Origin of the sequence: Cytophaga aurantiaca DSM 3654 (assembly GCF_000379725.1) — a bacterium.
In the GTDB taxonomy this organism is placed as follows: Bacteria; Bacteroidota; Bacteroidia; order Cytophagales; family Cytophagaceae; genus Cytophaga; species Cytophaga aurantiaca.
On the sequence record NZ_KB903634.1, the window covers coordinates 1 to 13,999 of the forward strand.

A 13,999-nucleotide genomic window follows, 5' to 3' on the forward strand; every position below is an offset into this window, starting at 1 on the left:
ACGGGATGCTCTGAACCAGTAAGCTACTCTCAATACAATGAAAAACCTTATAATAAAAAAGACCTCACATTTCTGTAAGGCCTTTCGTTGGTGGGAGATACTGGGTTCGAACTATGTGCCCCTCCCGTTTGAAATACGGGATGCTCTGAACCAGCTGAGCTATCTCAATACAATGAAAAACCTTATAATAAAAAAGACCTCACATTTCTGTAAGGCCTTTCGTTGGTGGGAGATACTGGGTTCGAACCAGTGACCCCCTGCTTGTAAGGCAGGTGCTCTGAACCAGCTGAGCTAATCTCCCTTTTTCCTTTCCGACAACTTCTTGCCGTTTGGGAGCACAAACATACGACGTTTTTATTTAATTGCAAAACATTTCCATAAAATATTCGTAGAAATTCTTCGTTGCATATATCAATAGAATTTACGTGCTTCACATACAAATAATTAACCGCAACTACGCTCCTGAAAATCTTCAAAAAAATACTGCTTTATAGTTTTATTACCCTTGCTTCTGTCATCGGACTCGCCTCTGCGTTGCTCTATTTTTACCGCGACGACATTATTTACATGGCTTCCATGCAGATTAATAAGCATTTGAACACCAAAGTAGATATTTCCAAGAAAATCGACATCAGTATCTTTGAAAAATTCCCGGAACTTTCCATCGGTTTTCACGACGTAAAATGTTATGAACCCAACACCGTAAAGCCTACCGTATTTGCCGCTCTTGATGATGTAATTATCACCTTTGATCTGCTTGATATCTGGAACGGAACATACAAAATCGACAAGCTGTTTCTCCAAAAAGGACATATCTATTTACGGACAGACTTCGATGGCAGTCACAACTATATGATCTTCAAAAAAGACACATCTGCCAAACAAAGCAATACAGACTTTTCGATCTCCTATATCCAATTAAAAGAGATCGAATTCATGTATACATACAGGCCAAGCAATCACCTCTATCAGGCCTTCATCAAACAAACGGATGCTTCTCTTGCTGTTGCAAACAATCTTATTTCGATTCGTTTAATGAGCGATTTTCAAACCGACGAAATTCTCATCAATGAAAACTCTTTCATGCAAAATAAAGATGTTAAGCTAACCTCTTCGATCACCTACCATACAGAATCTGAAATATTAACGATCAATCCATCGTCTATAAAAATCAATACGGCAGAGTATTCCATTAAAGGTTTATACAACATTAAAAAATCTTTTATAGACCTTTCATTTAATGCAGAAAAAAACAACATTAGCAGCTTTACATCCATTCTCCCCCGCTCTATGACGCAGAGCATTCAGGAATACCAAAGCATGGGTAATATTCATTTTAATGGCTCTGTGAAAGGCAATACGAATAACGATCAAAGTCCTGCGATACTCGTCAACTTTGGTTTTGACAACGCCTCTTTCTTCCACCCAACTTATAAGCAGCAAATTAAAAATGCATTCTTGAAAGGAACGTATAGCAATGGGGCCGATCACAATCTAGCTACTTCAAGCGTAAAACTTTCAGACGTTAAAATGGAAATTGATGGAAAAAATATTGAAGGGTATTTTCATCTAACCAATTTCGACGATCCGTTTATTGACACACATTTAAAAGGCAGTCTTGTATTGGACCACATTCTGAAAATTATTCCGAATCATATTTTCGAATCAGCATCAGGTGAAATTGATTTTGATGTAGAGTTCAAAGGGAAAACAAATGATCTGAAAAGCAAACAAGGCTACGAACATATTCAAACTGCCGGCGATTTAACATTCCACAGTGTTAAAACAAAGATCACGTCGTATCCGCATGCAATAGAAATCGATGAAGCCAATTGCATCTTCACTAAAAATGACATCTCCATCGACAACATGCATTTGCTTGTCGGGAAAAATCAGGTTGTACTAACAGGTATCTTCCGAAACCTTATCGGCAAACTGCTGTTGCCAAACCAATCTGTATACATTCAGGCTGATCTGGAAATGGGCCATATTTTCCTTGAAGACATTCTACTTTCTGACACACGATCCAACAAATCTTCCAATCAGGATTTTATCATGCCTGCTTTAAAAGATTATAAATTCGATTTGAATCTGAAAGCTGCTTCCATGAATTATCACAAACTACATGCAAACAATATTTCAAGCAAGATCGATTGGAGTTACCCCTATTTAAACTTCACCAATACCAGTCTTGCATTCTGCAACGGCACATGCACAGGTAAAACGTCTCTTAAAGTATTAAGTGAAAAAGCGATCGAGGTCAATACGGATTCCAAGATCAGTTCTATGGATATCGACAGCCTGTTTTATGTATTCGATAATTTCTCGCAGAATTTTATTACGTACAAAAATTTGAAAGGAAAAATTTCTACCGATATCAGTTTGATTTTACAACTGGATAATCACCTGGATATATTACCAAGTTCTGTTATTTGTGATGCAGATGTTTCTATACAGAATGGAGAGTTAAATAATTTTGAAACGATGAAACGCATTGCACGTTTCCTTGAAGCAAATGATTTAAATAACATTAAGTTCTCTGAGATCAAAAATCACTTCCAGATCTACAATCAAACAATCCAGATCCCGGACATGACAATCGCTTCAACGGCAGGTAAGATCAGCTTCTCCGGCACACACAGCTTCGATGGAAAGATCGAGTATCATGTTGCGTATCCAATTGCAAATTTAAAGAAAGATAAAATTGATTCTGATGCCGCATTTGGCGCCTTACGCCAGGACCCGAAAGGTGATATGAAAATCTTCCTGATCGTTCAAGGCACGACAAGTGATTTTAAAATCACATACGATAAAAAGAAAGTCGGAGAGAAAATTAAAGCCGATCTTCAAAAAGAAAAGGCTGAATTGAAAAATCTGTTTAAGAAAAAAGAATCCGATGAGGAACAGATACGAAAAACACAGCAAGCTCAGGAACAGGAATATTTCGATTTTGAATAAATCAGGCTTTGCAAAACATGCATATTACAAAGCCTGATTTATTTTTTACATAATCAAAAAGCTAAATAAATTCGAATCTGAATTCACCAATGTATAATCTACATTTTTAGCATTCATACGATCGATCAATAAATTAAAATCTTCTTTCGTTTTCACTTCAATGCCAACCATCGCCGGGCCATTTTCCCGATTTGTTTTTTTCGTATACTCGAAATAGGTGATATCATCGTTCGGTCCAAGCACTTCATCTAAAAATTCTCGCAATGCGCCGGTACGCTGCTTAAAGCGAATAATGAAATAATGTTTCAAGCCTTCATACAATAAAGAACGCTCCTTTATCTCCTGCATCCGATCAATATCGTTATTGCTACCGCTGACAATACACACAACATTTTTCCCTTTTATTTCATCTTTGAAATAATCCAGTACACTTATGCTCAATGCGCCCGCAGGTTCTGCAACAATCGCTTCTTCATTATATAATTTAATGATCGTGCTGCACGCCTTCCCTTCAGGCACCAGCTGCACATCATCCAGATATTCTGAACAGATATCAAAATTCAACTCTCCTACTTTTTTTACAGCAGCACCATCTACAAACTTATCAATCTCATCCAGCACCACTATTCTGCCTTCCTCTAACGAACGTTTCATCGCAGGTGCGCCCAGTGGCTCTACGCCAATAATCTTTGTATTTGGACTCTTAGCTTTAATATAGGTACACAAGCCTGCAGCCAAACCGCCGCCGCCAATCGGCACAAAGATATAATCGATCGGTACAGTAATATCTTCCAGAATCTCTACGCCAACTGTAGCTTGACCGGCAATTACTTTCGGGTCATCAAACGGGTGTACAAACAATAATTTATTTTCAGTACAATATTTTATTGCTTCGTTATACGAATCATCAAACGTATCACCGATAAGCACCACTTCTACAAACTCTTTACCGAAAAATTTAACCTGAGATACTTTCTGTTTGGGAGTAGTGGCAGGCATAAATATACGACCCTTGATCTTTAACGCTTGACACGAATAGGCCACTCCTTGCGCATGATTACCTGCACTCGCACACACAACACCCTTTTCAATATCTTCACGTTTCTGACTGCTCATGAAATTATAAGCTCCACGTAATTTGTATGAACGTACCAATTGCAAGTCTTCTCTCTTCAGCCATAAATTACAGCCGTATTCCTGAGAAAGATGTTCGTTCTTATTTAATGGAGTGTGCAAAACAATACCGTTTAAGCGTTTTGCTGCTTCATCAATATCGTTAACTTGTACTTTTGGATTCATAATAAATTCGCTCAAAATAGATTATTGTTGTCGTTTCCAATCAATAATCTCTGCAAAAATACATTCTACAGCTCCAACTAGCAAAAAAACCATTTATTATATCTAAATTGGTTTGATGAAAAACATAAACTCTTTTCAAGTAATTGCTATTGTAGGCATAATCCTAAGCCTTGTTGCACATGGGATCCTATGGCTTACAAATAAAAACGTAGAAAACTACATTTATGTCTATCCTACCTGGGTTGGCGTTTTTATATTGGGGATGCTGATAAATCCATATTTGTCAAAGCATGACGATCACCACCATCATCATTGATACGTGTAGGTGTAATCGTAGGGATCAGGAAAAATCCAGGAATAACCAAGCTCACTTAATTTATCCGTAGATATTTTTTTCCAATCTGTATGCTTTTCTTCTGAAAAGTCAGGCTTCTCTAAATTGAACTGTTTGCACAACTGTGTATACAACTCTTTGCGTGTCGGATGCAATGGTGAACATACATTCAACACAACATTTCCAATTTCCTTTTTCAATAAAAATAAGACCACTGAAATAACATCGTCCCGGTGTATTAAATTGACGGGCTCATTGCCTCCTGCAAGTTCAGCCTTGCCTGCAAAAAAACGAGCCAGCATACGCTCATACCCGGTTAGTCCACCCAATCGAAGTATAAGCTTCTCCTTTATTCCACAGGATTGAACATACTTCTCTGCTTTAAATAAAACCTTATTGCCCGCATCTGCCTCTTCTGAAATATCAGACTCCGAAACAATGTGATTAGAATTTTTATAGATAGAAGTTGAACTGATATAAATAATTTTACCGATGGAAATTTTCAGATCAGAAATAATCTGCAGCAATGCCTGTACATCCTCCGCATGTGTCCCATCTGGATTGCGTTTCGTACCAGGCGGAATTGCGATGATCAAAACATTGCATTGCAAAAAATCTGATAAACGATCTCCTTGCCACATGCCGTCCTTTGCTTTCAATTGAAATGCATCTACTCCTGCAGCTAGCAATTCTGCAATGCGCTCAGCACGGGTTGTAGAGCCTTTCACCTCATGCCCCTCTGATATTAATTTTTCTGCTAAGGGTAAACCCAACCATCCGCATCCAACAATTGAAATTCTGCTCATAGTATCCTTAATCTAACGCAGCATTCAGAAATTGATTAAGTGCATTCAACTCCTTGAAAGGAGCGCAGATCTTATCAACTACTTTTTTATCTGAAAGAATAGATTCGTCCAGAGGCATCGTAACTGTAAAACTCTTCAACTTCAACCACTCTGCATAGGGATGTGATTCGTCATAGTCTTTAGGCATGCGCACAAGTTTCAGTTCTTCATCAAATCCTGAAAAATATTTTTTGAAATTTTTACTCTGTAGTATTTTCTTTAATGAATCACCGCTATAATCTATCTCCTGACGGATGCGTTTCAAATTTTCAGGTTCAGGCATCCATATCCCGCCTGCAAGAAAACAATTGCCGGGTTCAATGTGTACATAGTAACACGACTTGATCGATTTTTTTCCTCCGGGCGCAATCATAAAACCCATGTTGGTTTTATAAGGCACTTTATCTTTCGAGAAACGCACATCGCGGTTGATACGGAACATGCAGTCTTTAGGCTCCAGTGATGCAATTGAAGGATCAAATGCTGAGATACCTTTGATCACATCTGCCACCAATAATTTTACTTCGCCTTTGGCTTCTTCATATACCGAACGGTTCTTATCAAACCATTCTTTGTTGTTGTTCTTAGCTAACTTTTTTAAAAAATTAAGCGTCAAGGCTAGTTGCATACTCCTTAAATTTATTTCGATATACGATTAATTCATCGTCTAAAATCATTTCATGACTATCTGCTTTCGCACGGATCAACGGTGATTCTATGCCTGTGCCGAATTCGTTCTGCGAACGGAAGATTCGGATCTCATCCCACAATCCTTTTTTCATAAAGGCATTCAACAATTGCGCTCCGCCTTCTACAAGGATCGATAAATGCTTGCGCACATACATATCGTTTACGATCACATCGATCATATCATCCATTGGATCCACCTTCACATACTCAACCAGATTGCGAACATCCTGTTCAATATAATTATAACAAATGGTTTCCTGTGTACCATCCAGCAAATGCGCACCTTCCGGAACCTGTAGATTTTTATCAATAAACGCACGCACCGGATTACGACCGGTCCAATCACGTACGTTCAATCTTGGATTGTCATACAACGCCGTATTGGTACCGATCAACACAACATCTTCTTCACTGCGCCATTTATGGACCAAACGACGTGATACCTCATTGCTGATCCACTTCGAATCAAAATTTTCTTTCGCTATAAAACCATCTGCCGTTTCAGCCCACTTCAAAATAATATATGGTCGCTTCTTTTCCATAAAGGTTAAAAAACGACAATTCAATTCTCTTCCTTCTTCTTCCAATACACCTTGAATAACTTCTATGCCATTCGACATTAAAAACTCAAAGCCAGCACCCGCTACTAGAGGGTTCGGGTCAATGGTTGCAAAAACAACACGTGCAATTTTATGTTCTACAATTAAATTTGAACAGGGCGGTGTTTTGCCATAATGCGAACAAGGCTCTAAGTTTACATACAAGGTAGAACCTTTCAATTTAGATTTATCCTGAACAGAATGGATTGCGTTCACTTCAGCATGCGGCTGTCCAAAACGTTCGTGATATCCTTCTCCAATAATTTCTCCATCTTTCACAATTACGCACCCAACCATCGGGTTTGAACTTACGTTTCCGGAACCCAGCCTTGCAAGTTCCATCACGCGTCTCATATATCTTTCGTCAGAATCCATAATTAATGTATCTTTGATACTGTTTAAACGATTTACCGCAATTACAGGTTCCTACAACTTATTCACAATTGAATCAATTAAGAAAAATATCTGCTAAATACCTATTTGAAGAGGCTAAAAAAGGGTTTTATCAGTACGAACGTATTGAAAAAGAGAGCATTTTATATGTGCTTTTTGAAGATATGTTCCACATTTCCAAAATTGACTTCCTGGCGGATAAAGAGATCATCTGGAATACTGACAATCAACATATACTGGAAGATGCGTTGCAAAAACTAAACAATCACGTTCCGGTTCAATATGTAATCGGCCGATCTTTTTTTTATAAGTATTATTTCAAATTGAACGCAGACACGCTGATTCCGCGCCCTGAAACAGAAGAACTGGTTCAGCTGATCATTACAGAAAATACGCATCCTTCGCCATCCATAATTGATATAGGAACAGGCAGCGGCTGTATTGCGATATGCCTGGCCGCCAATATGCCGAATGCTCGTACAAGTGCAGTAGATATAAGTGCTTCGGCGCTTGATATTGCACGAACAAATGCGGAGGACAATCAGGCAAAAGTAAATTTTATTGAACTGGATTTTTTATCCAACCAACGAAATGATATACCGGACACATTCGATATCATCGTCAGCAATCCTCCTTATGTACTCGAATCTGAAAAAGAACAGATGCGTGAAAATGTATTGGCGCATGAGCCGCATCTCGCGCTCTTTGTAAACGACCAGAATGCACTTGTATATTACGATGCGTTATTATCCTTTGCTGAAAAAACATTGAACAAAAACGGATATGTATACGCAGAGATCAATGAACAGAAAGGTGCGGAAATGAAATCGCTTGCTTTGCAATATGGCTTTACAAATATTTCTATTATTAAAGATTTATTCAATAAAGACCGTATATTCAAAGCACAAAAAGTATAACTTTAATAGCATTCAAACGTATTTTTAACCAAACGTTGACTTTTGAAACCACGCATTCTACATATAATTGATTCTTTCTCCAAAGGAGGTGCTGAAGTACTATTGTCCGGAGCCATTCCACAATTAACGGAATACGAACACCGAATCATTTATTTATTCCCTACGAAATATCCGATCATGCAGCCAATACCAGGCTTTGTAGATATTGTATGTTTGAATTACAAAGGCATACTAGACAGCAAACGCGCAGTCGTAGAATTAAATAAACACATCAAAGAATTCTCTCCGGATGTCATTCATACGCATCTCTATTTTTCAAGTATGTTAATTCGATTTGCAAAAATCGATGGTTTACATGTAATGCAAACCTATCACAACGAATATTACAGAATCAAATACCCTAAGCGCAGCGCCAGAATTATGAAGCACTGCATGAAGCTGTTTGACAGATACACAATGAATCATACATTTAAAATTTTTCATGTATCAAAAACACAACAACTGGTAAATGATTCCGACATAAAGATCAAATCAAGTGCTGTATTGCATAATTACATTGAAGATATTTTTTATAAAAAAAGAACTCTTCCACCTTCAAACACTCAAAAGAAGTTGAAGATTATTTCGGTTGGAAATTTAAAGACTGAAAAAAATCACATCTTGTTTCTGGAAGCATTACGTTACTTGACACACATACCCCTGCACGCAAATATTTTCGGAGAAGGGATTGATGAACGTATGTTGCAGGAGTATATAAATAAATACAATCTGCCAGTTACAATACATGGCAGCCACAACAATATATCAGACCTGCTGGACCAACACGATCTGTTTATTTCATGTTCGATCATTGAAGGCTTTGGCATTAGTGTAGCAGAGGCTATGGCATCTGAAATACCTATGATCATTTCAGACATTTCAACATTTAAAGAAGTTACTCAAAACAAAGGAATTTTCTTCGAATCAAAAAATGCGAAAGATTTGGCAAACAGGATTCAATCTTTTTATTTAAACCCATCCATTGCGCAACAATCTGTTGCTGCATGCAAGGAAGTGGCTAAAGAGTACAGAAAAAGTATTTATTTAAACAAACTAAATAAATTATATAAAGATATTTTATTGAACCGTACTGTATAGACAACAGCACAGTTCAATATTTTTTTTAAAACAAATTCGTTATAAAACCTGCAAAGTTTTTAAATAGATCAACGTTGAATGCAAGCTTAACCAATGTTGTAAGACTTAAGAAAATAATAAAACATCCTACAAATATCATCAACGGTTTTTTCTTGACTTTATTTACCAATAAGGCTGCAAAAGGAGCAGCGAATACGCCCCCGATAATCAAGCCGATAATTACTTGCCACAAGCCTGGATCAAGGCCCGCAAATACGATAAAGGTTAATGAGCTGGATAGCGCGATAAAAAATTCAGCTAAGTTTACGGAACCGATCGTGTAGTTAATTGCACGTCCGCTACTGATCAATGTAGATGTTACAATTGGGCCCCAGCCTCCGCCTCCAATACTATCCATAAAACCACCGAAGAAAGCCAATGGTGTAACCTTTGTGATTTTATTTTTAGGCTGAACTTTTATCAATGCTTTTCTCAACACAATAATCCCCAAGATCATGGTGTAAACCATTGTAACCGGACGAATGTATTTTTTTACATCATCTTCAGAAAATAGTGTCCCCTTTTCAAGTAACGATAAAATCAATGCACCTAAGACAGCGCCGATAATTCCAGGAATCAATAAGTTTTTAAATAATTTTTTATTTACGTTTCCGAATTTCAAATGAGACAATCCGGAGGCTCCGGTTGTAAATACTTCTGCAATATGGATGCTTGCACTTGCATTTATGGTTGTTACACCAATACTCACTAAAAAAGATGTTGCGGTAGCACCATACGCCATACCTAAAGCACCGTCAACCATTTGAGCCAGTAATCCAACAATCAGATATCCGATCAGATCTTTGTTGAAAATCGTCTCCAGAAAATCTGTCACGCCGGAATATGCTTCTTTAGGAGGATTGTTCAGAAACCACGTAAGGCCAAATGCAATTATCAATAAAACAGCGAAGCCAATAGCCAAACGTTTATAAAGCGGATTGCGTTTATTCTCTTCATTGATTTCCTGAATCAACTCTTCTTGCAAATTTGGTTCTGCAATCGCATCTTCCAGTTTGTCTATTTTATCGTTATGCTCCATATTCTTATTTTGAAGGACTACTTAGTTCTTTTTTTCTGAAATCAATTGTTTGACTCAATGAAATGCAGTACGCATTATAAGCATATAACTGCGTTCCTGTTGCTTGCTGTCCGTATATGTATTGGTAATATAATGTTGCTCCAAATCCTTTTGTAAACTGGTATCCCAATCCTGCAGCAAATCGATTCTGATCAAAATTATTAAAAACCTTTTTACCAAAACTTACAAATAGTTCATCCGATAAAATCGCAAAAAGGGTCCCCTCTTTTATTGTTGTATTATTGATCGGACAGGATATGTAAATCTGATACCCTACACGAAAAGATGGTGTATATCCATCCAGCAAAACACCTTTTGAAATATTTTGATTGAAACGTTCTTCCAATCGGTATCGGTTTCTGATCTCAAATCTTCCGGCCCTTTGTATAACCGTCAATCGTTGATATAACCGATGTTCAGGCCTCATCACATCTTCGTAACCGCTTAGAAACTGATTGGTGTTGAAGTACGCATATCCTGCTTGTATATTAACCTTTGGCGAGATTTGATAAAGCACACCGGGACGAATGAAATACTGGGATTCTTTATTTACATAATCACGTGTACGATAACCCAAATCCAGATGGAGAAACCATCTGGAACTTAATTGCCCTCGAAAAAAATATTGCGTCCAGACCATGTTGTCTGAATAAACATTCTTTGTTTGAGCATGAGAAGCTGCCGCTGCAATAAGTATTAGTAGAATTAAGAAACCTTTTCGAAGCATGTCCAGACCAATATAAAATTGCTCTGCATATAACTTATATACAGAGCAACTCTACCGATTTAATGGACAAATGTATGGCTACTGTTAATTATTTACAAGCGCTTGTTCAAAATATTATTTTCAAATACAACCATTCCTAAATATTAAACAATACTTTATTTCGATTTTTTAAATAAAATGAATCCTTATATGGCTAATTCCCAACAAACTCAACCTTTTTTATAAGGAATTTGGTTTTATTCAATTTTCGATTTTATTCCTACAATCGTTATTTTTTAGAACACATATCTCAATGTTGTACCGTATGTTCTTTGGTCACCCAATACACCTGCATATAAACCTGAGTTACCACTTGCTGGTAATAATTGCTCATAGTAGTTTTTATTGAATGCATTTCTTGTCCAAACAAACACTGTTAATCCTTTTGATGCACGGAAACCAAGACGAGCATTGAACAATGAATAACCACTGATGTTCAAATATTTCGATGGAGACGGGCTTGAAGAGAATCCTGAACGGTTGAAGTTATCTACCGCAAAGAATACTTTACCTTCGTTTGTCAAGAATTTAGCAGGTAAAGCAATTTCAGCACCGATTGAACTAGACCATTTAGAAATACCTGGCAATTTGCTTCCAGAGATATCTTTGAATGCTACTTGTTGATTGGAAGAATTCACCGCTCCAGTTTCTTCTAATGGAAGTGGCGCGTTAGTGAATTTCTCATAAATGCCTTCTGTATAAGAAACTGCAGCATTGATAGAGAAGAATCTACCTAATTTTGTATTACCATCTACTTCAAAACCACGTACACGAACTTTTTCAGCATTAGCTAAATAACCTCTGTTTACACCAAGTTGTGGAGATTGAACGTTTGCCTGATAATCTTTTACATCCGTCTCATAGATAGATAAGTTCAATACAGAGTTTTTCGTTGGAGAAGTCTTTACACCGAATTCATAATTCGTTGTGTATTCAGGCTTCACTGTAGCTAAGCTCAAGTCAGGAGCAGGTGGATTAGAACCTGTAATTGTAGGTAAACCACCAATGTTAATACCTACCGGTTTGTATGCAGTTGCATAAGTAGCATATGCATTGATGTTGTTTCTTACTTTGTATGAAACAGTCAAGTTGCCAGAAAAGTTAGTATTTGTTGCTTTTGTGTGGAACGATTGAGGTGAATAAACTCCTAACTTCAAAGCGTCTTCCGCTGCAGTTGTATTTTGCTTACCGCCACCTACTGTTCTATCGTAATCAGCATCTTTGTAATCGTAGTTGTAACGAAGACCGGGTAATACGTGTAAACGGTTTTTGATTACTGCCCAATCCAATTGACCGAATATAGCACCACTGAATGTATTAAGCGTTGACTTTGTATATTGCGTGTAACCATCGATCAAGTCAGAAGTCATAAGTGTTTGTGCAGCACTTGTTCTTACAAAACGCCATTGATCAGCACCAGCTTGTTCAACACCATTTGTTTTGATTGTTTGTCCAAGAGCAAAAATACCTGCAACACCACTCAAACGATCTGAGAAATTACCAGCATAACGGAACTCCTGAGATAACTGTTGTTGCTTTGACGGGTTTTGAGATAAACGTAACGCATCCAATCCAATGAAATCACGATCTGTTGAAGGATCCCAATTCCAATAACGCCCAGCAGAAATAGAAGTAAATGTACCTTTACCAATTTTACTATCCACGTTTACTGAAACACCACCAATATTATTAAATGATTTTGATGCAGTATTCTGATCAATTTTACGGTCAAATGCATTTGTTGATGGTAATGTATAATTCAAGTCTGCAGTAATTGCACTAAACTGTCTGTATGCACTACGTTGTGTTGTAACAACACCTGCTGCAACCTGTGCATATCCATTTGGATGTTGACGTGTTGCATCACCAATAATTGTGATTTTAGTTTTTGTCGTAACGTTATATAAAATCTGGCCTCTGATACCTAAGTTATTAATATCATTCACTTGTTGGTTTGCTTTTTCATTATAAATCAAACCATCACGTTGTGTACCTGAAAAAGAAAGACGTGCAGCAATTTTTGGGCTGATCGGACCAGTAACAGACAATTTCGCCTGGATATATCCGAAGTTACCAAAGCTTGATTCGAAAACCCCACCTGGCTTAAAGCTCGGAGCTTTAGTAACAATGTTGAATGCACCATTTGATGTATTCTTACCGAACAAAGTTCCTTGGGGACCGCGTAAGATTTCTATACGATCAATGTCAATGAAATCTAATGTTGTAGCAGCCGGACGTGCATAATACACACCATCTACATAGTAACCAACACCCGCATCAAGACCATCATTTGTCAAACCAAATGGAGACCCTAAACCACGGATATTTAGACCTGTGTTACGTGGGTTAGAAGAATAAAGCTGTACTGATGGAACAAGTTCTTTTACTCTGTTCACGTTAAATGCACCTGCTTCATCAACTTTAGCACCGCCTACAATTGAAATAGGAATAGGTACATCCTGCGCGGATTCATCTCTACGACGGGATGATATAACAACTTCCGGCTCAGATTCAATATCCGGACGAAGTGTTACTGAAAAACGTTGTCCCACATTTTCTTCGGTAACAACAAATGATTGTGTCGCATAACCTACAGAACTTACAACAAGAGTAACCGGTAATGTTCCGGAATACTCAATAAGGAAAAAACCATCCTGATTTGTTTGAGTACCAACAAGACCATCTGCTCTTTTTACAATTGCACCGATTACGGGTTCATTAGTTGTACTATCAATGATACTCCCTTGAATTGTATAAGGAGTTTGTCCGAAAGTAAGCGTCTGGATCTGTAAGAACAAGATCACCCCTACAAGCTTACTTAACGCTGATGCATTTCCAATCTTATTGGCAATGCGCAGTAAATACGTGTTTTCTTTAAACATTTGTACTAGGTTAATTTAATACTATCTCTATATATTTAGTAGATTATTAGAGATAATGATTA

Annotated in this window: 10 protein-coding genes and 1 tRNA gene; 3 read left to right on the forward strand and 8 right to left on the reverse strand. The window is 37.5% G+C overall.

Going from position 1 to position 13,999, the window contains the following annotated elements; genetic code table 11:
- Positions 1–223 precede the first annotated feature (223 nt).
- Positions 224–301: transfer RNA gene (locus A3EE_RS0109080), tRNA-Val, on the reverse strand.
- A 275-nt stretch (positions 302–576) separates the two neighbouring features.
- Between A3EE_RS0109080 and A3EE_RS0109085 the strand changes: the two genes are divergently transcribed.
- Positions 577–2,958: an AsmA family protein gene (locus A3EE_RS0109085; protein ID WP_245553824.1), complete on the forward strand. Its 2,382-nt coding sequence runs from the start codon at positions 577–579 to the stop codon at positions 2,956–2,958.
- 45 nt (positions 2,959–3,003) lie between these two features.
- Here the strand turns inward: A3EE_RS0109085 and ilvA are convergent, their stop codons facing one another.
- The 4 genes from ilvA to ribD all read right to left on the reverse strand — a co-directional run bounded on the left by ilvA (position 3,004) and on the right by ribD (position 7,100).
- Entirely contained in the window at positions 3,004–4,257 is a 1,254-nt protein-coding gene (gene ilvA / locus A3EE_RS0109090) for a threonine ammonia-lyase IlvA (protein WP_018343133.1), read from the reverse strand.
- Between the two features lie 309 nt (positions 4,258–4,566).
- Positions 4,567–5,397: a Rossmann-fold NAD(P)-binding domain-containing protein gene (locus A3EE_RS0109100; protein ID WP_018343135.1), complete on the reverse strand. Its 831-nt coding sequence runs from the start codon at positions 5,395–5,397 to the stop codon at positions 4,567–4,569.
- A 7-nt stretch (positions 5,398–5,404) separates the two neighbouring features.
- Entirely contained in the window at positions 5,405–6,064 is a 660-nt protein-coding gene (locus A3EE_RS0109105; RefSeq protein ID WP_026209696.1) for a DUF2461 domain-containing protein, read from the reverse strand.
- A complete protein-coding gene (ribD, locus tag A3EE_RS0109110; RefSeq protein WP_018343137.1) occupies positions 6,042–7,100 on the reverse strand; it encodes a bifunctional diaminohydroxyphosphoribosylaminopyrimidine deaminase/5-amino-6-(5-phosphoribosylamino)uracil reductase RibD in 1,059 nt (352 codons plus the stop codon). Before ribD ends, A3EE_RS0109105 begins: the two co-directional genes overlap by 23 nt.
- 68 nt (positions 7,101–7,168) lie before the next feature.
- On the opposite strand from ribD, the gene prmC reads away from it, so the two are divergent.
- Positions 7,169–8,035 carry a peptide chain release factor N(5)-glutamine methyltransferase gene (prmC, locus tag A3EE_RS0109115; RefSeq protein WP_018343138.1) on the forward strand — a complete coding sequence of 289 codons (867 nt, stop codon included), beginning with the start codon at positions 7,169–7,171 and terminating at the stop codon, positions 8,033–8,035.
- Between the two features lie 42 nt (positions 8,036–8,077).
- Entirely contained in the window at positions 8,078–9,172 is a 1,095-nt protein-coding gene (locus A3EE_RS0109120; protein WP_018343139.1) for a glycosyltransferase family 4 protein, read from the forward strand.
- A 25-nt stretch (positions 9,173–9,197) separates the two neighbouring features.
- Here the strand turns inward: A3EE_RS0109120 and A3EE_RS0109125 are convergent, their stop codons facing one another.
- The 3 genes from A3EE_RS0109125 to A3EE_RS0109135 form a co-directional block, all read right to left on the reverse strand.
- Positions 9,198–10,250, reverse strand: a complete 1,053-nt coding sequence (locus A3EE_RS0109125; RefSeq protein ID WP_018343140.1) for a sulfite exporter TauE/SafE family protein — start codon at positions 10,248–10,250, stop codon at positions 9,198–9,200.
- A gap of 4 nt (positions 10,251–10,254) precedes the next feature.
- Positions 10,255–11,016 carry a DUF2490 domain-containing protein gene (locus A3EE_RS0109130; RefSeq protein ID WP_018343141.1) on the reverse strand — a complete coding sequence of 254 codons (762 nt, stop codon included), beginning with the start codon at positions 11,014–11,016 and terminating at the stop codon, positions 10,255–10,257.
- A 275-nt stretch (positions 11,017–11,291) separates the two neighbouring features.
- The gene (locus A3EE_RS0109135; protein WP_018343142.1) at positions 11,292–13,937 is read right to left on the reverse strand and encodes a TonB-dependent receptor; all 2,646 of its coding nucleotides are present in this window, start codon (positions 13,935–13,937) and stop codon (positions 11,292–11,294) included.
- Between the last annotated feature and the right edge of the window lie 62 nt (positions 13,938–13,999).